Genomic DNA, 21,492 nt, shown 5'->3' on the forward strand with positions numbered 1-21,492 from the left:
CCGGGAAGCCGTCCCGGCCTAGGGTCGCAGCAGGATCTTGCCGCGATGGCCGGCGGCTTCCATCATCGCATGGGCCTGCCCCGCCTGGGCCAAGGGCAGCACCGTATGGGTGACAGGCCGCAGCCTCCCTTGCGCGAACAGCGGCCAGACCCGCGCCTTCAGCGCCTCGGCCACCTCGGCCTTGAACTCGGGCGCGCGGCTGCGCAGCGTCGAGCCGGTATAGACCAGCCGCTTCAGCATGACGGGCATCAGGTCGATCTCGACCTTCGAGCCCTTGTTGAAGGCCAGCTGGACGATCCGCGCATCGTGGCGCGCCGCCTTGATGTTGCGCGCGACATAGTCGCCGCCGATGATGTCGAGGATGATATCCGCGCCCCCGGCCTCGCGGGTGATCCCGACGAAATCCTCGTCGCGGAAATCGATGGCGCGCTCGGCGCCCAGATCCCGGCAGAAGGCGCAATCCTCGGCCGAGCCGGCGGTCGCAAGGACCCGCAGGCCAAGCGCGGCGCCCAGCTGGATCGCCATCGAGCCGATGCCGCCCGCCCCGCCGTGAACCAGGAACAGCTTGCCCGGCGCGACGGCCGCGCCGTGGAAGATGTTGCTCCAGACCGTGAAACAGGCCTCTGGCAGGCCGGCGGCGTCGATCCTGTCCAGGCCATCGGGGATCGGCAGGCAATGCCGCGCGTCGACCGCGACATATTCGGCATAGCCGCCGCCATTGGTCAGCGCCGTCACATGCTCGCCCCTGGTCCAGGGGCCGGCGCCCTCTGCCACCGCGACGATCTCGCCCGAAACCTCGAGGCCCAGAAGGTCGGAGGCGCCTTTGGGCGGCGGATACTGGCCCTTGCGCTGGACCAGATCCGGGCCATTGACGCCGGCGGCCGCGACGCGGATCAGCACCTCGCCCGGACCGGGCACCGGCACCGGCCGGCGGGCGGGCTGCAATAGGTCGGGCCCGCCCGGCTCGCGCGCGACGATGGCGGACATAGTCTCTGGAATCATATCGCTCTCCCTCTGCTCCTGGGCCGGTCAGGCGGGGCCGAGGGCCTTCCGCATCAGCCCGGCGACCTCGTCGGCGTTCCGCGCGATCACCGCGCCGGCCTCTTGCAGGCGCCGCAGCTTGGCATCGGCCGTGCCGCCGCCCAGCACGGCAAGCGTGCCCGCATGGCCCATCCGGCGCTGCGCCGGGGCATGGCGTCCGACGACCAGCGCGACGACCGGCTTGCCGTAATCGACCGAGGCGAGATAATCCGCGGCGGCCTCCTCCTCGCTGCCGCCGATCTCGCCGATCAGGATGACGCCTTCGGTGGCCGGATCGTCCTTGAACAGCTCCAGGCAGCGGCGGAAGCCGATGCCGTGGATCGGGTCGCCGCCGACGCCGATCGTGGTCGACTGGCCAAGCTTCGCGGCCGTGGTCTGCGCGACGATCTCGCTGGTCAGCGAGGCTGATCGCGACACGATGCCGACCCGGCCCGGCTGGGCATCGGCAGTCGACATGACGCCGATCTTGCACAGGCCCGGCGCCAGCACGCCCTGGCTGTTCGGGCCGACAAGCTGGGTCTCGGAGCCGTTCAGCGCCGCCCGCACCCGCAGCATGTCATGCACCGGCACCCGCTCGGTCACGCAGACGACCAGGCCGATGCCGGCCTCGATCGCCTCGATCATCGCCGCCGCCGCCTTGTGGGGCGGCACCAGCACCAGGCTGGCATTGGCCCCGGTCGCCTCGGCGGCCTCGCGCACCCCGTCGAAGACCGGCAGGTCCAGATGCGTCGTGCCGGCCTTGCCGGGCCGGACCCCGGCCACATAGGTCGAGCCGTAGCGCATCGCCAGATCGGTATAGAAGGTCCCTGCCCGCCCGGTCATCCCCTGCACCAGGACGCGGGTATCCTTGCCCAGCAGCACCGCCATCACCCTGCTCCTTTCGCCAGCGCGATTGCGCGCCTCACCGCGCCGCCGATGTCGTCGAAAGGCTCGACGGGCAGGCGGCGGTCCGTCATGATCCTGCGCGCCCAGGCCGCGTTCTGTCCCGCCGCGCGGAACACGATCGGCGGTTTGCGGGCGCTGCGCGAATAGGCGATGCAGATCGCCTCGGCCACCGTGTCGCAGACCGTCATGCCGCCACCATGGACGTTGACCAGGATCGCCCGGACGGCCGGATCCCCCAGCAGCACGCCGATTCCGCGGGCGATCTGCAGGCTGGTGGCGGTGGTGCGGATGTCCATGAAATTCGCCGGCCGGCCGCCCGCGTCGATCAGCATGTCGTTGGTGGCCAGCCCCAGCCCGGCGCCGTTGACCACCACGCCGATATCGCCGTCCATCTTGACGAAATTGATGTCGTTCTCGCGCGCCACCCGCTCATAGCTGTCGCGTGGGGCCGCGCGGGCGATGTCCTCGAATTCCGGGTGGCGATAGAGCGCGCTGTCATCGATCACCATCTTCGCGTCGACCGCCACCACCTGCCCGTCGGGAAGGATGGCCAGCGGATTGATCTCGACCAGAAGCGCGTCGGTTTCCATCGCCGCGCGCACCAGCTTCGCGACCAGCGCCGCGGCATTCGGCGCGGCCGCGCCGTCGAGGCCGAGGCGATCCAGGAAGCCCGCCACATCGACGCCCGAGAGATCGCCGTCGGGCGGCAGTTCCAGCGACTCGATCAGGCCGGGATCGCTTTGCGCCCTCGCCTCGAAGGCGACCCCGCCGTCACGCGCGCCGAACAGCTGTGCCCTGCGCTCGCGCGCGTCGATCACGAAGGCGATGTAGAGGCTGCGCCGGTCGTCCACCGCCGCCTCGACCCAGACGCGGTCGACCTCCTCGCCTGCCGGCCCGGTCTGCTCGGTGACAAGATGCGTGCCGATCAGCGCGTCGGCCGCGTCCCTGACCGCGCTTGGCGTCGCGGCGAAGCGGACGCCGCCGGCCAGCCCGCGGCCGCCGGCATGGATCTGTGCCTTGACGGCGAATTTCTCGCAGCTCAGCGCCCGCGCGCGGTCCTCGGCCTCGATGGCGTTGCGCGCCAGGGCGCCTTCGGGGACAGCGACCCCATAGCGGGCCAGTATTTCCTTGGCCTGGTATTCCGGCAAGTCCATCGGCGTACCCCCCCTGTCCATCCGGCTGCCCGAGCCCGTCTCGCGGCTGCAGATGCATTGGTATTTGGTACACCAGATTTCACAAACGGTCAACCATGCACCGTCCTGCCGGCCGGGCGGATGCCGTCGCCGCGGGGCATTGCGCGAGTCGTGCTAGGAAAACAGTCCGTGCTTGTCGACATGGGCGGCCAGCCCCAGCGTGTGCTGGCGGACCAGCCGCGCGGCCAGTTCGCCGTCGCGGGCCTCCAGCGCGTCGATGATCTGCATATGCTCGGTCAGCGACCGCTCGGCGCGGTTGTCCTGACGCAGCGAGACGTTGCGGATGGCCCGCACGTGGATCAGCAGATTCGCCGACATCTCGGCCAGCAGCTGGCAGTCGCCCAGGCGGATGATCATCTGGTGGAACTTGATGTTCGCCTCGGAATATTCGTGCATATGCTCCGAATCCGGCGCGCATTCGAACTCCTCGAACAGCTTGCGCAACATGCGCAATTCCCGGCTGCTGGCCCGGTCGGCGGCCAGATAGGCCGCCATGCTTTCCAGCGCGGCCCAGACGGTGATCATCTCGATGATCTGCTGCTTCGACAGGCGCACGACGAAGACGCCGCGGCGCGGCACCGTCCGCACGAAGCCCTCTTGTTCGAGGATGGTCAGCGCCTCGCGGATCGGCGTGCGGCTGACCCCCAGGTCCTGCGAAAGCTGCCGTTCGTCCAGGCGGAATTCCTCGGGGCTGCCATAGATGTCCATGCCGGTGATGGCGTTCTTGATGGCTTCATATGCAAGGTCGCGCAGGCTGGGATTCGCCGCCAGCGGCGCGATGCCAAGCCGTATGTGGTTCTGGTCCCCGCCGTCGCCGGAAGCGGCACGATCGCCCCCCTCCGGGATGCTGGAAGTCGGCGGAGACACAACTCCAGATCGGATATTCGGGCGCTTCGACATGATCTTCACTTGATCCTTTCAATTCACGCGGAACGACGGACGAGGATGCTGGCCGATCCAGATCTAATGCACCATATTTATCCTGCGGTTTGCCGCTGTCCAAGTCACTTGTGCCGATCCATGACCCTTTATCGCCCGCGCCGTAGCGCGCAAGGCCCGAATGAGGCCGGCTTTTCGGCCGTCTGCGCCGGTCATCGACGGGTTGGATCGGGGCCGCATCCGTAATGACCTGGGATGCGCGAAGGCCGTCGCGGGCGGGCAATCAGGCAGGCGCGGGCGGGCCGCTTCGCGCCGGGGGCGGGGCGAGGCCCCAGATCCGGGGGGCGTCCTTCGCCAGCATCCGCGCCTCGATCATGTCGAGGCGCTGGCGCGCGGCGCTGGTGTTTCCCGCGCTCTCGCGCAGGTACTTCCGCCACAGGCGCAGCGCGGAATGCGGGCTCCAGGGCAGCGCCGCCTGGGCAAGCCAGTTGCGCAGCTCGGGCGGCAGGCGGTCATATTCCTCGATCGGACAGGGCCTGCGCCGGCGGCGCAGCGAGGTGACAAGGTTTCTGCGCATCAGTGCAGCCTGCGCGCCCGGTCGGCGGGCTCCATGGCGGGGTCGAGCACCAGCAGCAGCCGCACCCCGCCGCTGTCGGCGATGGGCGGCGAGCGGTGCAGCAGCCGCGTGACCTCCTTGCCGGGCCACAGGGCGCCGCGCAGGATCGCCGCCTCTCCGGTCCGCATCTCTCCGGCCGGCACGACCTGGCCGCTTCCGTCGGCCAGCCCGAATTGCGTCCCCGGCCCGCGATAGGTGCACAGCAGCCGCGCGGGCATCTGGTCGATGTGGAACTTCCGGCAGGCATCCGTCGTCACCGCCTCAAGCCGGATATGCAGCAGCGGATTGCCCATGATCTGCGCGAAGACCAGCGCCAGCGCCGCCACGTCGCTGGCCAGCAGGTCGCGCATCGTCCCGCCGGGCAAGCCGGACAGGTCGCAGGCGGCATGGATGCAGCGTTCGACCACCCGGACATCCACCAGCGCGCGCAGCGCCGGCAGTTGTCCGGCGGGAATGGTCTCGACCCATTCGGCGAAGGCGGGCGAGCGGCGGCGGCGCCAGACCGCCGCGCCGACCCCCGGCTGCGCGACCTGCTGCAGGACCAGCCCGCTGGCGGATTCGCGGATGTCCCCTGCCTCGATGCCATGGGGGTCTTGCGGGATGGCGATATCGGTTTCCGTCATGCGTCTATGATGATCCCCGCCAGCGTGTTGACCCGCATCGTCTCCTGCGGCTGATAATGGATGACCGAGCGGATCGACTTTCCCGCGTGTAGCAGATCAAATGCCGTGTTGATCTGCTCATGCGTCATGTTGTGGGTGATATAGGGATCGACGTCGAAATCGCCGCGCAGCCATTCGTCGACCATGCCGGGAAGCTGGCTGCGCCCCAGCACGCCCCCGAAGGCCGAGCCGCGCCAGACCCGCCCGGTGACCAGCTGGAAGGGCCGGGTCGAGATTTCCTCGCCCGCGCCGGCGACGCCGATCACGGTGCATTCGCCCCAGCCCTTGTGGCAGCATTCCAGCGCCGAGCGCATGACGCCCACATTGCCGATGCACTCGAAGGAATAGTCCACGCCGCCATTGGTCATGTCGATGACCACCTGGTGGATCGGCTGCTGGAAATCCGCGGGGTCGATGCAGTCATTCGCGCCCAGGCTGCGGGCCAGCGCGAACTTGTTCGGATTGGTGTCGATGCCGATGATGCGGCCGGCGCCGACCATCTTCGCGCCCTGGATCACCGCCATGCCGACCGCGCCGAGGCCGAAGACCGCCACGGTCGATCCGGGCTCGACCTTCGCGGTATTCCGCACCGCGCCCATGCCGGTCGGCACCGCGCAGCCCATCACGCTGGCCTTGGCCAGCGGCGCCTCGCGCGAGATCTTCGCCACCGCGATCTCGGGCAGGACCGTATATTCGCTGAAGGTGCTGGTGCCCATGTAGTGATGGATCATCCTGCCCTTCCAGGAAAAACGCGACGTGCCGTCGGGCATCACGCCGCGCCCCTGCGTCTCGCGGATGGTCTGGCACAGGTTGGTCTTGCCGGACCTGATATAGGGGCAGTCCGGGTCCTCGGGGGTATAGAGCGGGATGACATGGTCGCCCGGCCTGACCGAGGTGACGCCGCGGCCGATCTCCTCGACGATGCCGACGCCCTCATGGCCCAGGACGGCGGGGAACAGCCCTTCGGGATCGCGACCCGAGAGCGTGAACATGTCGGTATGGCACAGGCTGGTGGTGACGATGCGGACCAGGACCTCGCCGTCCTTGGGGCCTTCGAGGTCGATCTCCTCGATCTCCAGCGGGCGGTTCGGTTCCCAGGCAACGGCGGCGCGGGTCTTCATGGCGGTTCTCCTGTCAGTTGGGGCGTCTCTGGGGGCAGCGTGGATCACAAACAGTAATGTTATTACCTATCAGTCTTGCAAGACCCCTTTGCCGCCTTTCATCCCAATGTCTGACACCGCGGCGGGCTCAGGCGACGCGGCGCTGGCCCCATTGCGGGAAGGGGTCGGGCAGGCTTGCCCAGGCCTGCGGCGTGAAGTCCCGGGCCTCGACCAGGGCGGCATCCAGCCGGGCGGTCAGCGCCGCCTTGTCCATGCCCGCGCCGATGAACACCAGTTCCTGCCGGCGATCTCCCCAGGGTTCCTGCCACAGCTTTGCGACCTCCTTCAGGGAGTCCGGGTGGGTCGGCCAGCGATCGCGCGGCACCGAGGCCCACCAGCCGCCCAGGGGCCTGACGCTGGAGATCGCCCCGGCAAGGCTGAACTCCACCGCCCAGTTCGGGCGGCTCGCGATCCAGAAATGCCCCTTGGCGCGGATCACGCCGGGCAGATCGCCGTTCAGGACGGCGTGGATCTGCTGCGGATGGAACGGCCGCCGTGCGCGATAGACGAAGGAGGAGATGCCGTATTCCTCGGTCTCGGGCACATGGTCCTCGAAACCGTAAAGCTCCTTGGCCCACATCGGATGCAGATGCGCGCGGTCGAAGTCGAATAGCCCGGTGTCGAAGATCGCCCCGGCATCGACGCGGCTGAAATCGGTCTCGATCAGCCTCGCGTCGGGGTTCAGCGCCCGCACGATCCGGCGCGCCTGGTCCAGCCGCTGGGGGCCGGCCTCGGTGATCTTGTTCAGCACGACGACATCGGCGAATTCCATCTGGTCGGTCAGCAGGTCGACCAGCGTGCGCTCGTCACCCTCGCCCAAGGATTCGCCCCGGTCGGCGATGAAGTCGTGGCTGGAGAAATCCTTCGTCAGGTTGACCGCATCGACCACCGTGACCATCGTGTCCAGCCGCGCCACGTCCGAGAGGCTGTCGCCATTCGCATCGCGGAAATCGAAGGTCGCCGCCACGGGCAGCGGCTCGGCGATGCCGGTGGATTCGATCAGCAGATAGTCGAAGCGCCCCTCGCCGGCCAGGCGGCGCACCTCGACCAGCAGGTCGTCGCGCAGGGTGCAGCAGATGCAGCCATTGGTCATCTCGACCAGCTTTTCCTCGGAGCGCGACAGTTCCGCCCCGTCGCGCACCAGGTCCGCGTCGATGTTCACCTCGGGCATGTCGTTGACGATGACCGCCACCCGGCGGCCCTCGCGGTTGTTCAGGACATGGTTCAGCAGCGTCGTCTTGCCCGCCCCCAGGAAACCGGACAGGACGGTGACGGGCAGGCGCTGGTCGCGCTTTTGCTGGCTGGCGGGCATGGCATCCTCATTTACGTAATGTTATTACGTTACTGATAACGGGAATCAGAAAGCGCCGCAATGCCCTTCCTTGGCCCGGCCAGGAACGTGCGACGGCACGCCCTGGGCAGCGTTCATTTGCGGATCGCGATCGGGCGAGGCGCAGGTGAGCGTGGCCGATCCCGAGCGAGACGGGCCCGAGTGAGACGGGGCGGCCGCTATGCGCCGGGGGTTCGGGAAGGCGAGCGGTCCGCGGGCGCGATGGCGAATGTCTTCCTGAACCAGTCCTCCAGCAGGCGCTTGTCATGCGCGAAGCGCTTGCCGCTGTTGCGCGCGGCCGGGTCGGAGAGGTAGTTCAGATCGGTCAGACGGACCTCGTCCTGCGCCAGCACCCGCCCGCCCTTGGCAAGGGTATATCGCAAGCGGATCCGCGGCGGGGTCGTGTCGCGCAGGATGCGGACATCGCGATGATCGACGTTCCAGGGCTCGAAATCCCCGGCAAGGTCGATGTCCAGCACCTCGATCGCCAGATCCTGCCCGGCGGGCAGATAGCGCGCCGCCAGCCGCGCGAATTCCCTGTCGAACTCGGCCAGCGCCGATGCGCGGCTGCGCGCCTGCCGGAATTCGCGATCACGGAACCTGTCGGGGGCGGCATAGGTGACGGCGACCTCGGCCGCGGCCGGAAGCGGCGTGATCCCCAGCACGGGCAGCGCGAGCGCGGCGGACAGACAGATGGCCCTGAGCATGGTGACCTCCGCATCATGGGTCTGCATCTTCGCCGATATGGTGGCGGCCGCGCCGGAATGCAAAGCCGCGCGGGCCAGCTGCCTCACCAACCTGTCGCAGCCTGCCCATCTTGACGGGTTGGAAAATGTTCTCCGACAGGATCAGCGTTGCGCAACTCAGTTGCGTATGATCCGGCGCAGGGCTGGGATGGCCCTCGATCCCAGGAAAAAGGGCCGCTGACGATCTGTCAGCGACCCCGGCACTCAGCCATGTTTGAACTCGGGGCGTTTTCCGCCAAGGCGAAAACCTATTCGACCGGGGCCGGAGCCGGGGCTTCCGTGGCGGCAGGATCGCTGATTGCGGCGTCGCCCCCGGCACCTTCTTCCTTGCACGCGCCCAGAGCCGTGGTGGTGGCAAGCGCGGCGATCGCGACAAAGGCACGCAGGGGTTTGCGTTGAATGGACATTGCGTTCAAACTCCATTGCAATTTCGTTTCGCCTTCCGCCCTGACCCGAAGGAGGGTGAACAGCGCGGGACGGCCAACCCGATCTGCTCGATCCTCGGCACGATGGCCACCCCCGGAAAATCACCAAGCGAAAACAAGCCACTTGCCTGAATTGCGCTTGGCGGGTTCCCGCTGTGGCCGCAGGGTCGCGATAATCCGCCGAGGCCTTGGCGCAGCAGGAACACGCCCGAAAGCGCCCAGGCCACCCCGGTTGCCGAAGTCCTGAATCTCCAAGGCGCCACCAGAGAATAAGTCGCGGCTAGACCTTTGATTGCAAACATCCTTCTTCTATCAAGGGACAACGATTCGTGGAGGGTTCTATCTTGGGAATGGTCCCGCGGCACAACCATCCGCCCCGCAGCAGGACGCGGCGCCTGATCATCCGCCTTCCCGGCCGGGGCGCCTCGGACATGTCCTGGCCTGGGACAGGATAGCAGCCATGTACGACCTTCTTTTCGATGCGGAATTCTACCGGCAGAGATACGCGGTGGGCGAGAAGGACGCCTTGCGCCATTTCATCGCCGAGGGCGACCGGATGGGCTTCGATCCCGGCCCGTATTTCTCGACCTGCTTTTATAAACAGCGCTATCCGCAATGGCAGGCGGAGGGGGCCCGCACCGCGGCCGAGGATTTTCTGCGGCAGGTCGGGCGCGGCAGGCTGCGGCAGCCGCATCCGCTGATCGATCCCCGATACTACCTCTCGACATATCCCGACCTGGCGGGCCTGGGGGCAGCCGCCGCGCTGCATTTCATCGAGCATGGAGATGCCGAAGTGCGCTCGCCCTCGGCCGGGTTCGATGCCGGTTTCTATCAGCGCTGCTATCTTGCGCTGGACCAGCGCCATCCCTTCCGGCATTTCGTGACCACCGGTCAGGGCCTCGGGCTCTTGCCCCTGCCCCATCCGCGCAGCCGGTCCCTGTCATGCGAAACGATGGCCGGGCTGACCGGGGGCCTGACACGATCCGTTCTGTTCTGCCTTCACGATGCGCAGCCCGCCGGGGTGCCGATCCTGACCCTTGATCTGGCGAGGGCCTTCGCGGAACGCGGCTGGCAGCCGGTCTTTGCCCTGCACAGGGCGGGGCCGTTGATCGACAGGTTCCGCCAGTTGGGCCCGGCCCTGATCCTGGCGGAAGGCTGGGACTGGGAGGGGCTGGTCGAAGGGCTTCCCCCGCGCAGCCCGGTTCTGGTGAACACTGCCGCGGCAGCGGACATGGCGGCGGCGCCGGCCCGCGCCGGGCATCCCGCGCTGCTGCTGATGCATGAAATGGCGGAATACATCCGTGACCAGGGATTCGTGCCTCATCTGCGGTCCGCACAGGCCGCTGGCGCGCGGCTGATCGCCTCGATGCCGCGCATGGCCGAGGCCCTGGCGGATGAGCTTGGCCCGCTGGAAGCTGTGCGCCCCGGCCTGATCCTGCCGAAGGCGTCGCTGCGGGATTTCCGCCGGATGCGGCTATGGCGCGGACGGCAAGGCGGGCCGGTCTTCATCGGCGGGGGCCATGCGGACCGGCGCAAGGGCTTCGACCTGTTTCTGGAAGCCGCGGCGCGGCTGGCCGAGACCCATCCAGAGGCGCGCTTCATCTGGCTGGGGGCGCTGGACGGCTGGGCGCGGGAACTGGCCGACCAGGCGCTGGCGGCTGGGCTGGAGCTGACCCTGCCGGGCTTCGTGGCGGATTCGCTGGCCTGGTATCGCGCGGCGGATGTCTATCTGCTGACCTCGCGGCAGGATCCGGGGCCGACCACGGTGATCCATGCCGCCGCCACCGGCACGCCGTTTGTCGGCTATGCGGCCGATATCGGCATCATCGGCATGACCGATGGCATAGGCGACTTCGTGCCGCCGGGCGATGTCGGGGCCTTCGTGGCGGCTGCCGGGCGCGCCGTCACATCAAGCGCGGCCCGCCGCCGCGCGCTGCGCAGGCATATCAAGGCCGAGACCGCCTTCGCGCCCTATGCCGATGCGTTGCTCAGCCGCCTTGCGAAGACGACAACAGCCGCTGCAACTTGACCCAGTTGCGGATCGGCATGGCCGGGTTCCCGATCAGCCGTTCTCCGGAGGCGACATCCCGCACGACGACGGCGCCGGTTCCAATCTCTGCGCCATCGCCGATCCGCAACGGGCGTGTCCGGCGCCCGTTGGAAATCACCGCGCGCGGCGCGATGTTCACCTGTGCGCCAATCTTTACATGCCCAGATACAAAGGATTCCCCTGCCAGCGTAGAGAAATCGCCGATCTCGACATCATGCGCGATCAGGGATGACAGCACGATCGTGCCCGCGCCAATGCGGACATCCGGCCCGATACGGGTGGTGGGAAGACAAACGCAGCCCGCGCCATAATCCACCACCGGATCAACCAGCGGCCGTTCGGGACAGATGGCGGTGGCAAGCGTCGCGCCTTCGTCAGCAAGTTGCGCTGCCACGCGCTTGCGCAACGAGGTGCTGGTGACGGTCAGCAATACCGGCAGGTCAGCATAGTCCCGCAGGCGCGTGGCCGAGGAAATCACCGGCACCCCGAGACCGGGATGACTGAAACCGTTCTCGATATCGTCGATCAGCGCGCGGATACGGACCCGGCCGCGCCAGTATTCCTCCATGTTACGCAGGATCATCAGGCTGTGGCCCCGTGCGCCGAAGACGGTGATCTCGTCGAATTCGGTGGTGGATTTCATGCGCGTTCCTCCTCATCAGCGACACGCCGGACGATTGCGGCGATCCTGTCGGCATCCCTGTCCGAAACCCGGCCATAAAAGGGCAGGCACAGCACCTCTGGCCCGACCAGCGGCGCGACCGGCGCGGGGGCGGTGGTCACGATCGGCGCGTCGGGCCAGGCCGTGCCCGGACCGCAGAGCAACGGGAAATGGTCCCGCGCCAGCACCCGGTCCTCGGCCAGCGTCCAGTGCAGCCGGGCGCGCAACCCGGCATCCATCCGCAGGGCATAGGTGGTCAGCGCCGGGCTGGCCCCTGCCCGCCCCTCGGGCACCCGGATCGCGGAAAGCCCGGCCAGCGCCGCGTCATAGCGGGCGCGCAGGGCATGGCGGGCGGCGATCTCGGCCGGCAGATCCGGCAGCAGCGCCAGTCCCATCGCCGCCTGCATCTCTGACAGCTTGCCGTTGATGCCGGGGCCTGCCATGCGCCCGGCCTCGAGCCCGAAATTCCTCAGCCGCCGCAATCTTTCCGCCGCCCTCGCTTCGCCGGTGACGACAAAGCCGCCCTCGCCGGTATGAAGCACCTTGGTCGCATGAAGCGAGAAGGCACTGGCATCGCCGAAAGCGGCGATCGGCCGGCCATCGAGCGTCACCCCGAACGCATGGGCCGCGTCATGGACCAGCCACAGCCGGTGCCGCCGCGCGACCTGCGCCAGCCCGGCGACATCGCAGGGCACGCCCAGGAAATGCACCGGCAGGACGGCCGCCGTCCGTGGCGTCACCGCCGCCTCCACCGCGCGCGGGCACAGGGTCAGCGTGTCGGGGTCGACATCGGCGAAAACCGGGCGAAAGCCGCACCAGGCGATGGCCTGCACGGTGGCGGCAAAGCTGAGCGGAGAGGTGATGACCTCGGACCCTTCGGGCAGGTTCCCCAGCCGCAGGGCCAGCATCAGCGCCGTCGTGCCCGAGGAAACCAGCGCAAGGCTCTGGCCGGGCCGGCAATTGTCGCGGGCAAGCGCCCGTTCCAGCCGGGAATGCAGCACGCCGCCATTGGCCAGCCAGCCCGTCCCGATCGCCTCGCCCATCAGCGCGGCAAGGCGGGCGGGATCGGGCAGCATCGGCGCGCCAATGGTCACGACATCGGCCTCAGGCATCGAATTCCCCCGTCTCCAGCGCTTCGCGCAACGCGCGATTGCTGCCATATTGCTTCCGATAGCGCGCGTGAAGGCCGTGGCGGCTTCCCGTCACCGGCAGGATGCTGTGCCCCGTCTCGGTGCAGACCACGCCCAGCATCCGCTCGATCGCATGGGCCAGCGTGCCGTCGACCTGGCCGGCCTCGGGCGGGAAATGCTCGGGCCGCAGCTTCAGGTCCAGCAAGGGCCGCATCGCGCTGACCCGTCCCCAGAACATCGACCCGACCGGGAATTGCAGCCGGTCATTCGCCGGAAGCGCGCCGCGCAGGCCCATGCGGAAAGCCAGTTCGCGGGCGATGTCGCGGTTCGCCCCCCAATGCGCGGCCGCCATCACGCTGCGGAACGCGACCGGCGTGACCAGTCCCAGTCCGGGGATCGTGCGGAACATCGACAGGATGCGGTTCACGTCCTCGCGCGAACCAAGCAGGCAATCGAGAATATGCGCAAGCCAGTCGTTCAGCCGGGCCGCATGGGTGGATTTCTTGCCATGCAGATGCAGCACGACCTCGTGACGGTCATGCGCATCGCCGAAGCCGTAGAGCTTCGGCCAGATGTCGCGCCCGCGGTTCGGAAGGACCCGGACCTCGGCATCGGGCAGGCTGGCCCGGATGCGATCGGCCTTCGCCTCGGTATCGGTCGAGACATAGATCCGGGCGGCCGTATCCATGACCGCCAGCCGTTCGGCGAAGGTGCCGGCCAGATCATCATGGAACAGATGCAGGAAGACCCCGACCGGCGGCTCGGACGGCACGGCGTCCCGGCGGGGCCGCAGCATCACATGGGGCTTGCGGGTCTCGCGGCTGTAGCCTTCCGGGTTGTGCGCCCAGAGCGGCTGATTGCCGATGACGCGGATCAGCATCGAATCGCGGTTCCGACGCGCGATCCGCGGGGTGAAGGGCGATGTCCGGTCGGTCCGCTCCTCGTGCAGCCGGCGCGCACGGGCGACAAGCGCGTCGATGCGCCCCACCGCTTCCGGCGTCAACGGCGCCGCCGCCAGGGCCTGCATCTCGCGCAGATCGGCCATCAGCGGATGGATCACCCCCTCGGCCGCCGCGGGATCGGCGGGCAGCAGATCAACCCCGCCGGGCTGTTCCAGCGCCGCCGCCAATGACAGAATTTCTTCCGCCGCCGCGATCAGCCCCCGTTCCTGGGTCTCGGCCGATGCCGCCGGAACGCTGAGGCGGACGGATATGGCCGTCCCGCCCTTCGCCTTGCCGGTCGGGTTGGGCCGGAAGGCCGGCGCGGCCCGGCGCCCTTCCGCCAGCAGATCGCGGGCGGCACGGACGAGGCGTTCCGCCCTGGAGCCGAAGTCGAAACCCGCCACCAGCCTTCCATGCAGGGCCAGCCTTGCCGCATGATCCAGCGGCGGCTGGTCGATCAGCCGCGAAAGGGTTTCGACCAGCCCGTTCCGGTCGTCGATCTGGACAAGTTCCGGCAGTTCGGGCGCGCTGAATCCGGGGATCCGGTCAGAGACGACATAGGCCCCCGACGCAATGGAATCGAAGCTGCGGTTGCTCATGAAGCCCAGCCTGCGCATCACCGACATGTGGCTGTTCAGAACGACCCTGGACGAGGCATAGACCTCTGCCAGCCGGTCATATTCCAGCCGTTCGCCCTTGATATGCCTTTCCGGGACCGCGCCCGCCCAGCCCGGCCCCCAGATATGCACGTCGAAACCGGCCTCGACGGCATAGAGCACGGTGCGCCGGTCGACCCGAGCAGCGAATCCGCCGACGAAGGCGACCGGAATATCCGGCGCGTCCGCGGGCCTGCGGGACGGGTGAAAGTGCCCCCTCTCGGTCGCCTGCGACATGTATTCCGCCTTGATGTTCACCGCGCGCAGCAGATCGACAAGATATCGCGAGGCGCTGAACACCGCCTGATAGCGCGCCAGCATGGCCGAGGGCGCCAGGTTCGGCGGGCTGATGATCCACAGCATGTTCGGCAGGCCCGGCACCGGCTCTTCCAGGTGCGGGCCGATGATCCGCAGCACGACATCCCGTTTGCCGGTAGGTTCCGGGCTTTCGCCGCGGAAGAAAACCGCGCTGTCACAGCCGGAAACCTGCCGGATCGCGCGGGCAAGACCCTCGGCATATTGCGTGTCGCCCCAGCTTTCACGGTTCGTCCGGGTGGCGTTCACGCTGATATGGATGAACAGATCGTCGTTGAGTTCGGCCAAGATCAGCATTCCCCGGAAAGGAGCGCAATTGCTCCATTCCGGCTGAATACATGAGGATCGCCCGGTCAGGGAAGCTTGAACCTCTCGCCTCGATGCGGTTGCAGGCCGAAGGCGGTCCAGGTCGAGGACCCGCCGATCTGCCTGGGCTTGCCGATGCTGCCCGATCAAGCCGCCGCGCCGACAGAAGCATTTCGCTGCGCGACCCGAAATATCGAAAGTTTTGTTCTTTCGGATCAATGGAATATGGATGGCCGTGCTACGACAACGAAAACCCCCTGTGTTACTGTTCGCGGCATATCCACCCATCATGGAGCCCGCTCGTGTCCCAGCCAGACGACCGAACCGAAAGACCGCTGAACTTCTTCTGGTTCATCCCCACCCATGGCGACGGGACATATCTTGGCACCGACCACCTCAGCCGCCGGCCGGAATTCCGTTACTTCAAGCAGGTCGCCATCGCCGTCGACCAGCTGGGTTTCGAGGGCGTGCTTCTGCCGACCGGGCAAAGCTGCGAGGACAGCTGGATCACCGCCACTGGGCTTGCCACCGTGACCGAGCGGCTGAAATTCCTGGTGGCGCTGCGCCCCGGCGTCACCTCTCCGGCCTTCGCCGCGCGGCAGACGGTGGCGCTGGACCGCCTCAGCAACGGACGGCTGCTGCTGAATGTCGTCGTCGGCGGCAACCCGACCGAGCTTGCGGGCGACGGCATCTTTCTGGAACATGACCAGCGTTACCGGCAGGGCGACGAATTCCTGGACATCTGGAAGCGCATGGTCTCGGGCGAGACGGTCGATTTCGACGGCGAATACTACACGGTCAAGGGCGCGCGGGTCGATTTTCCGCCGGTCGGCAAGCCGCATCCGCCGCTCTATTTCGGCGGCTCGTCCGAGGCGGGGCAGGATCTGGCCGGCAAGGCCGTCGACATGTATCTGACCTGGGGCGAACCGCTGGAGCAGGTCGCCGAGAAGCTGGATGCGGCCCGCAAGGCCGCGGCCCGGCACGGACGCAGGCTTCGCTTCGGGATGCGCCTGCATTTCATCGTCCGCGAGACCGAGGAGGAAGCCTGGGCGGCCGCGGACCGGCTGATCGAGAACATCTCGGACGAACAGATCGAGCGCGCCTGGAAGCGGTTCCAGAACGAGATGGATTCCGTCGGCCAGAAACGGCAGGCCGCCCTGCATGGCGGGCGGCGCGACAAGCTGGTCGTGGCGCCGAACCTGTGGGCGGGCGTGGGCCTTGTCCGCGTGGGCGTGGGCACCGCGCTCGTCGGCACGCCGCAGCAGATCGCCGAGCGGCTGCGCGAATACCAGGCCATCGGCATCGACACCATCATCGGCTCTGGCTACCCGCATCTGGAGGAAGCCTATCGGGTGGCCGAACTGCTGTTCCCCGAACTGGGCATAAATGCCGAAGGCCAGGATCTGCATGACCAGATCCCCAACGAATTCTCGGTCGGCGCCTATGGCGGCTCGAAGCTTGCCGCGCAGGGCTGATGCGGATCCGACGCAAATGGAGCAAGACATGACGCTGTTTTCGCGGCTGGCCAAAGCCGCCGCCCTGACCCTGGCCACGCTGTCCCTGGCCGCGCTGAGCGCCGCCCAGCCCGCCCTTGCCGAGGGCAGGATCCGCCTGTCCGAGCAGTTCGGCACGCTCTATCTGCCGCTGCATGTCATCCGCGACCAGAACCTGCTTGAAAAGCACGCCGCCCAGCAGGGGCTGGACGGGATCGAGGTCGAATGGCACAAGATTTCCGGCGGCAACGCGGTGAACGACGCGCTGCTTTCCGGCTCGATCGACGTGGGCGCGGCGGGGATCGGGCCGTTCCTGACGCTGTGGGACCGCACCGATGGCGGGGTGAGGATCATCGGCGGGCTGGCGCATCAGCCGAACTACCTGATCACCAACAACCCCGACATCAGGACGCTGCGCGACTTCTCGGATGCCGACAAGATCGCCCTGCCGGCGGTCGGCGTCTCGGTCCAGGCGCGGATCCTGCAGATCGCGGCCGAGAAGGAATTCGGCGAGGGCAGGCACGACGCGCTGGACCATCTGACGGTCGGCCTGCCCCATCCCGACGCGACGGCGGCGCTGCTGACCGGCTCGACCGAGGTGACGGCGCATCTGTCGAACACCCCGTTCCAGGAACAGGCCCTGCGCGAGGAGGGCATCCACCGGGTGTTTTCCTCGTTCGAGGTTCTGGGGCAGCCGATCACGCCCACCTATGTCTACGCGACCGTCGAGTTCCGCGAGCAGAACCCCAAGACCTATGCAGCCTTCCTTGCGGCCTTCCGCGAAGCCTCGGCCTGGATCGAGGCGAACAAGGCGGAGGCGGTCGAGACCTATATCCGGGTCGAAAATTCGCGGCTGGAGCCGGAATTCGTCCTGTCGCTGCTGGAATCGCCCGAATCCGAATTCACGCTGGTGCCGGCCGGCTCGTTCATCTTCGCCGACTTCCTGCACAGGATCGGGGCGCTGAAGAAAAAGGCCGACAGCTGGAAGGACTATACCTTCGAGGATCTGCATGACGAGGACGGCAGCTGAGCCATGAACGCGATGTCAGGCATGACGGTCAAGGCAGCGGTCCCGGTCATCGAGGCCGCCGCGCTGACCATCGATTACCAGACCGACAGGGGCAGCGTCCGCGCGGTCGAGGATGTCTCGCTGACGGTGGGCGAGGGCGAGAGGCTGGTGCTTCTGGGTCGTTCCGGCTGCGGGAAATCGACCATCCTGAAATCCATCGCCGGCTTCGTGAAGCCGCATAGCGGCGCGATCCGCATCCGCGGCCGCGAGGTGCGGGGACCGGGGCCGGACCGGATTGTGGTGTTTCAGGAATTCGACCAGCTTCTGCCGTGGAAAACCGTCCGCCAGAATGTAGAATTTCCCCTGCGCATCGCGCGCGACCTGCCCGGCGAACAGATCCGCGCGCGGGCCGAGGCCGCGTTGCGCCGCGTCGGCCTGGCGCGGGCGATGGACGCCTATCCCCATACGCTGTCGGGCGGGATGAAGCAGCGCGCGGCGATTGCGCGGGCGCTGGTGACCGATGCCGACATCCTGCTGATGGATGAACCCTTCGCCGCGCTGGACGCCCTGACCCGGCGGCAGTTGCAGGAGGACCTGCTGCGCCTGGCCGAGGAGATCGGCTTCACCCTGCTGTTCGTGACCCATTCCATCGAGGAGGCGATCCTGATCGGCACCCGCCTGCATCTGCTCAGCGCACATCCCGGCCGGACCGTGGCCAGTTTCGACACGTCGGGCTTCGGCTGGGACGACCTGGCAAGCCCCGCCTTCGAGCGCGTCGCGAAAGAGGTGCATCAGATCCTTTTCGCCCCCGATCGCGAACATGCCGATACCCCGACGAAGGAGCCCGCCCGTGACTGATCTTGCACCGGACAGGCCTGCGGAAAACGCGGCTGCCGCGCCGGGACCGGGCGCCCGCGCCGCCGCGCAGCTGCGACGTTCCGGGCTCGGCCGCAAGCTGGTGGTGCTGCTGGCGCTGGCGGCGATCTGGCAGGTCGCGGCCGTGCTGGCCGACAAGCCGATCCTGTTTCCCACCTTCACCGCCACGATGGGGGCACTGTGGGACGCCTTGCGCAACGAGAACATCCTGCTGGCGGCCTGGACCTCATTGGCGGTGCTGCTGAAGGGCTATGTCTTCGCCAGCCTGCTGGCGCTGGTGCTGGTGTCGCTGGCGATCGTCAACTCGCTGGTGCGCGAGGGGCTGCAGATGCTGATCGCGATGTTCAACCCGCTGCCCGCCATCGCGCTTCTGCCGCTGGCGATGCTGTGGTTCGGGCTGGGCGAGCGCAGCCTGCTGGTGGTGCTGACCCATGCCGTGCTGTGGCCCTTTGCGCTGGCCACGCTGTCGGGCTTCGATTCGGTGCCGGAAACCCAGCGGCTGGTGGGGCGCAACTATGGCCTGAAGGGGCCGGCCTATGTGGTGCGCATCCTGATCCCGGCGGCGCTGCCCTCGATCCTCTACGGGCTGAAGATCGGCTGGGCCTTCGCCTGGCGCACGCTGATCGCGGCAGAACTGGTCTTCGGCGTGTCGTCCTCGTCCGGCGGGCTGGGCTGGTTCATCTTCCGCAACCGCAACGAGCTTTACACCGACAAGGTCTTCGCGGGCCTGGCGATGGTCATCATCATCGGGCTTGTGATCGAAGGCGTGGTGTTCCGGCTGCTGGAAACGCTGACCGTGCGGCGCTGGGGCATGCAGCGCTGATCGGTCGCGCAGCACCGGATCAGGCGGGCGGGCCGCAACCCGCCCGCCTTCATCCTGCCTTGCGCGGCCGTTTCCGGCTCAGATCGCCTGGCCCCCCAAGACCTCGATCCGCTGCGCGGTGACCCAGCGGTTGTCGTCGGACAGAAGGTCAGCCACCATCGGGCCGATATCGTCGGGCAAGCCCACCCGGCCAAGCGCGGTCAGCCCGGCAAACCTGGCGTTCACATCCGGGTTGTCGCGCACGGTGCCGCCGCCGAAATCGGTCTCGATGGCACCGGGGGCGACAGCGTTCACGGCGATGCCGCGCGGTCCGAATTCCTGCGCCATGTAACGGGTCAGCACCTCGACCGCACCCTTCGCCGCCGCATAGGCCGCGAAGCCGGCATGGGAAAACCGCGTCAGCCCGGTCGAGAAATTCACGATCCGCCCGCCATCGGCGATCAGCGGCAACAGCGCCTGGGTCAGGAAGAACACGCCCTTCACATGCACGTCGAAAAGGTCATCGAACTGCGCCTCGGTCGTCTCATCGATCGGGGCGAATTCGCCATGGCCGGCATTGTTGACAAGATGGTCGAAACTGTCGCGGCCCCAGAGCTGGCGCAGCCTGTCGCGCAGGGCGTCGGCGAAGGCGGGGAAATCTGCCACCCTTGAGAGATCCAGTTGCAGCGCCACCGCCTTGCGGCCCAGGGCCTCGATTTCCGTGACGACCTCGGCAGCCTGGGCGGCATTGCCGCGATAGGCCAGGACGACGTCGCCGCCATGGCGGGCAATCGAAAGCGCGGTGTTGCGGCCGAGGCCACGGTGGCGCCGGTGACCAATGCGATCTTGCTCATGTCCTTTCCTCATGTTGAGCGGATGAGAAGAACATGGCGCAACGCGCCCGGCTTTGGTTGCCCGTTCCTCGCGCAGTCTTGCCTGTTTCCGCGAAACCGGCGGATACCCCTTGCAGGAATGGCCGGATTCCTTGCCTGATGCCGCAAGCCCCTTGCCCGGACCCGATCGATGCGCAGCCTTCTCGACCTTGTTCGCCGCCACGCCGATGCCCATGCCGATCGCTTCGGCTTCGCGCCGACACCCTATCATGGGCTTGGCGCGGTGCGGATCCTGCATCCCGGCGAATTGCAGGTGGCGGTGCAGAAGCCGCTGGTCGCGATCTGCCTGCAGGGCCGCAAGCGGGTGACGATGGGGACCACCGGCTTCGACTATGGCGCGGGCGAGGCGCTGCTGATCACCGCCGATGTGCCGACCACCAGCCAGATCGTTGATGCCAGCCCCGCCGCACCCCTATTACGCGCTGGCGCCGGATATGATCGATGCCGCGTCGCGACTGCCTTCTGGACCGGCCCGCTGCGCGGCTGCTGCTGGCCGGCGGCGCGGCGGTTCTGGCGGCATTGGCCGGCGCGGCGATCGGGCTGGCGGTGCTGTTCGACCGGCATGTCGAGCGGGTCGCGCTGGCCGATCTGGACGACCGGGCACTGTCGCTGATCGCGATGGTCGAACAGGACGGCGGCCCGCCCCGTCTTCGGGCGTTCCCGCGCGACCCGCTCTATGACCGGCCCTTCTCGGGGCATTCCTGGCAGATCTGGCTGGGCGACCAGATGCTGCACTCGCGGTCGCTGTGGGACCATGTGCTGCCGGTCGAGGACGCGGCGCCTGCGGGCGCGCGGCGGGTCCTGGCGCTGGAGGTGCCGCGCGACCGATCCCTGCTGGCGATCGAGCGCAGCCTTGTCGTCGGGCGCGGTCCCGATCCGGTTCCGCTGCGCATCGTCGTGGCCACCGACCGCGAGGACCTGGAACAGGCGCGCCAGGCCTTCTTCCGCAATCTCCTGCCCTATCTGGGCCTGCTGGCCGCGCTGGTGCTGGCCGCCTCGTTCATGCAGATCACCATCGGCTTGTGCCCGCTGACGCGGATGGCCGAACGGGTCTCGGCGCGGATCCGGCGCACCAGGCCCGCGGCGCGGGCAGCGATCGCGGCGCGCGCCGCCCCGTCCAGCCCGGCCTGCGCGACCAGCCCGGCCAGAAGCGCCGCTTCATCGGCGAATTTCGCCTGCGTGGAAAAGGGGGCGGGGTTGACAGGGGCCATGCCGATCTCCTTACTCGATGCGGCAGGTCTAGCAGATGTTTCCCAGGCGATGTGCCTGAAGATGGGCCGGATGCCAGGCGGAAGGAACAAAAACAGGGCGATTTTCAGGATGAAGCCGGAACTGGACGCGCAGGACCGCAGGATCCTGGCCGAACTGACCGAAAACGCCCGAATCCCGATCGCCGAGCTGGCCCGGCGGGTCGGGCTGTCGA

Annotated in this window: 23 protein-coding genes; 8 read left to right on the top strand and 15 right to left on the bottom strand. The window is 67.8% G+C overall.

The window, feature by feature from the left end:
• Window positions 1-18 precede the first annotated feature (18 nt).
• From C9E82_RS17635 to C9E82_RS17675, 9 genes are all read right to left on the bottom strand, one after another.
• Window positions 19-1,002, bottom strand: coding sequence for an NAD(P)H-quinone oxidoreductase (locus tag C9E82_RS17635; protein WP_119897315.1), 984 nt, complete (start codon window positions 1,000-1,002; stop codon window positions 19-21).
• Window positions 1,003-1,029: 27 nt separating this feature from the next.
• Window positions 1,030-1,908 carry a succinate--CoA ligase subunit alpha gene (gene sucD / locus C9E82_RS17640; protein WP_119897316.1) on the bottom strand — a complete coding sequence of 293 codons (879 nt, stop codon included), beginning with the start codon at window positions 1,906-1,908 and terminating at the stop codon, window positions 1,030-1,032.
• On the bottom strand, window positions 1,908-3,080 hold the full coding sequence (locus C9E82_RS17645; RefSeq protein ID WP_170162025.1) for a succinate--CoA ligase subunit beta: 1,173 nt from the start codon (window positions 3,078-3,080) through the stop codon (window positions 1,908-1,910). Before C9E82_RS17645 ends, sucD begins: the two co-directional genes overlap by 1 nt.
• A 153-nt stretch (window positions 3,081-3,233) precedes the next feature.
• The gene (locus C9E82_RS17650) at window positions 3,234-3,986 is read right to left on the bottom strand and encodes a GntR family transcriptional regulator (protein ID WP_221035997.1); all 753 of its coding nucleotides are present in this window, start codon (window positions 3,984-3,986) and stop codon (window positions 3,234-3,236) included.
• Window positions 3,987-4,281: 295 nt separating this feature from the next.
• Window positions 4,282-4,575 carry a DUF6525 family protein gene (locus C9E82_RS17655; RefSeq protein WP_122449338.1) on the bottom strand — a complete coding sequence of 98 codons (294 nt, stop codon included), beginning with the start codon at window positions 4,573-4,575 and terminating at the stop codon, window positions 4,282-4,284.
• A complete protein-coding gene (locus tag C9E82_RS17660; RefSeq protein WP_119900813.1) occupies window positions 4,575-5,237 on the bottom strand; it encodes a DUF1826 domain-containing protein in 663 nt (220 codons plus the stop codon). Before C9E82_RS17660 ends, C9E82_RS17655 begins: the two co-directional genes overlap by 1 nt.
• Complete coding sequence (locus C9E82_RS17665) at window positions 5,234-6,397, bottom strand: S-(hydroxymethyl)glutathione dehydrogenase/class III alcohol dehydrogenase (protein ID WP_119900812.1); 1,164 nt, start codon at window positions 6,395-6,397, stop codon at window positions 5,234-5,236. Before C9E82_RS17665 ends, C9E82_RS17660 begins: the two co-directional genes overlap by 4 nt.
• Window positions 6,398-6,524: 127 nt before the next feature.
• Window positions 6,525-7,748: a GTP-binding protein gene (locus C9E82_RS17670; RefSeq protein WP_119900811.1), complete on the bottom strand. Its 1,224-nt coding sequence runs from the start codon at window positions 7,746-7,748 to the stop codon at window positions 6,525-6,527.
• A gap of 197 nt (window positions 7,749-7,945) precedes the next feature.
• Complete coding sequence (locus C9E82_RS17675) at window positions 7,946-8,473, bottom strand: DUF3016 domain-containing protein (RefSeq protein WP_240643689.1); 528 nt, start codon at window positions 8,471-8,473, stop codon at window positions 7,946-7,948.
• On the opposite strand from C9E82_RS17675, the gene C9E82_RS24825 reads away from it, so the two are divergent.
• Complete coding sequence (locus tag C9E82_RS24825; protein ID WP_170162178.1) at window positions 8,460-8,693, top strand: hypothetical protein; 234 nt, start codon at window positions 8,460-8,462, stop codon at window positions 8,691-8,693. The genes C9E82_RS17675 and C9E82_RS24825 overlap by 14 nt on opposite strands.
• Before the next feature lie 67 nt (window positions 8,694-8,760).
• On the opposite strand, the gene C9E82_RS24605 is transcribed toward C9E82_RS24825, so the two are convergent.
• Window positions 8,761-8,919 (bottom strand): hypothetical protein, encoded by a 159-nt coding sequence (locus C9E82_RS24605; RefSeq protein WP_170162179.1) that lies wholly within the window; start codon window positions 8,917-8,919, stop codon window positions 8,761-8,763.
• Window positions 8,920-9,397: 478 nt separating this feature from the next.
• On the opposite strand from C9E82_RS24605, the gene C9E82_RS17680 reads away from it, so the two are divergent.
• Window positions 9,398-10,966, top strand: coding sequence for a glycosyltransferase (locus C9E82_RS17680; protein ID WP_119900810.1), 1,569 nt, complete (start codon window positions 9,398-9,400; stop codon window positions 10,964-10,966).
• Here the strand turns inward: C9E82_RS17680 and C9E82_RS17685 are convergent.
• Genes C9E82_RS17685 through C9E82_RS17695 form a run of 3 tightly spaced genes read right to left on the bottom strand, consistent with a single transcriptional unit; the run spans window position 10,926 to window position 14,987 of the window.
• A complete protein-coding gene (locus tag C9E82_RS17685; protein ID WP_119900809.1) occupies window positions 10,926-11,630 on the bottom strand; it encodes an LbetaH domain-containing protein in 705 nt (234 codons plus the stop codon). The genes C9E82_RS17680 and C9E82_RS17685 overlap by 41 nt on opposite strands.
• Window positions 11,627-12,760 carry a DegT/DnrJ/EryC1/StrS family aminotransferase gene (locus tag C9E82_RS17690; RefSeq protein WP_119900808.1) on the bottom strand — a complete coding sequence of 378 codons (1,134 nt, stop codon included), beginning with the start codon at window positions 12,758-12,760 and terminating at the stop codon, window positions 11,627-11,629. Before C9E82_RS17690 ends, C9E82_RS17685 begins: the two co-directional genes overlap by 4 nt.
• The gene (locus tag C9E82_RS17695; RefSeq protein ID WP_122449339.1) at window positions 12,753-14,987 is read right to left on the bottom strand and encodes a rhamnan synthesis F family protein; all 2,235 of its coding nucleotides are present in this window, start codon (window positions 14,985-14,987) and stop codon (window positions 12,753-12,755) included. Before C9E82_RS17695 ends, C9E82_RS17690 begins: the two co-directional genes overlap by 8 nt.
• Window positions 14,988-15,298: 311 nt before the next feature.
• Here C9E82_RS17695 and ssuD point away from each other — a divergent pair, with 311 nt between their 5' ends.
• Genes ssuD through C9E82_RS17715 form a run of 4 tightly spaced genes read left to right on the top strand, consistent with a single transcriptional unit; the run spans window position 15,299 to window position 19,197 of the window.
• Window positions 15,299-16,471, top strand: coding sequence for an FMNH2-dependent alkanesulfonate monooxygenase (gene ssuD, locus C9E82_RS17700; protein ID WP_240643431.1), 1,173 nt, complete (start codon window positions 15,299-15,301; stop codon window positions 16,469-16,471).
• Between the two features lie 28 nt (window positions 16,472-16,499).
• The gene (locus tag C9E82_RS17705) at window positions 16,500-17,519 is read left to right on the top strand and encodes an ABC transporter substrate-binding protein (RefSeq protein WP_119896960.1); all 1,020 of its coding nucleotides are present in this window, start codon (window positions 16,500-16,502) and stop codon (window positions 17,517-17,519) included.
• Window positions 17,520-17,522: 3 nt separating this feature from the next.
• Window positions 17,523-18,356, top strand: coding sequence for an ABC transporter ATP-binding protein (locus tag C9E82_RS17710; protein WP_205962136.1), 834 nt, complete (start codon window positions 17,523-17,525; stop codon window positions 18,354-18,356).
• Complete coding sequence (locus C9E82_RS17715; RefSeq protein WP_205962135.1) at window positions 18,349-19,197, top strand: ABC transporter permease; 849 nt, start codon at window positions 18,349-18,351, stop codon at window positions 19,195-19,197. Before C9E82_RS17710 ends, C9E82_RS17715 begins: the two co-directional genes overlap by 8 nt.
• A gap of 78 nt (window positions 19,198-19,275) precedes the next feature.
• On the opposite strand, the gene C9E82_RS17720 is transcribed toward C9E82_RS17715, so the two are convergent.
• The gene (locus C9E82_RS17720; RefSeq protein ID WP_205962134.1) at window positions 19,276-20,043 is read right to left on the bottom strand and encodes an SDR family NAD(P)-dependent oxidoreductase; all 768 of its coding nucleotides are present in this window, start codon (window positions 20,041-20,043) and stop codon (window positions 19,276-19,278) included.
• Between the two features lie 156 nt (window positions 20,044-20,199).
• On the opposite strand from C9E82_RS17720, the gene C9E82_RS24830 reads away from it, so the two are divergent.
• Window positions 20,200-20,682: an AraC family transcriptional regulator gene (locus tag C9E82_RS24830; RefSeq protein WP_205962133.1), complete on the top strand. Its 483-nt coding sequence runs from the start codon at window positions 20,200-20,202 to the stop codon at window positions 20,680-20,682.
• Between the two features lie 346 nt (window positions 20,683-21,028).
• On the opposite strand, the gene C9E82_RS25430 is transcribed toward C9E82_RS24830, so the two are convergent.
• Window positions 21,029-21,280 (bottom strand): hypothetical protein, encoded by a 252-nt coding sequence (locus C9E82_RS25430; protein WP_119896958.1) that lies wholly within the window; start codon window positions 21,278-21,280, stop codon window positions 21,029-21,031.
• A gap of 109 nt (window positions 21,281-21,389) precedes the next feature.
• Between C9E82_RS25430 and C9E82_RS24610 the strand changes: the two genes are divergently transcribed.
• A partial coding sequence (locus C9E82_RS24610) for an AsnC family transcriptional regulator (RefSeq protein WP_122449399.1) occupies window positions 21,390-21,492 on the top strand: 103 nt, incomplete at its 3' end.

The sequence above is a fragment of the Paracoccus sigandri genome (genome assembly GCF_003709565.1).
Lineage (GTDB): Bacteria > Pseudomonadota > Alphaproteobacteria > Rhodobacterales > Rhodobacteraceae > Paracoccus > Paracoccus siganidrum.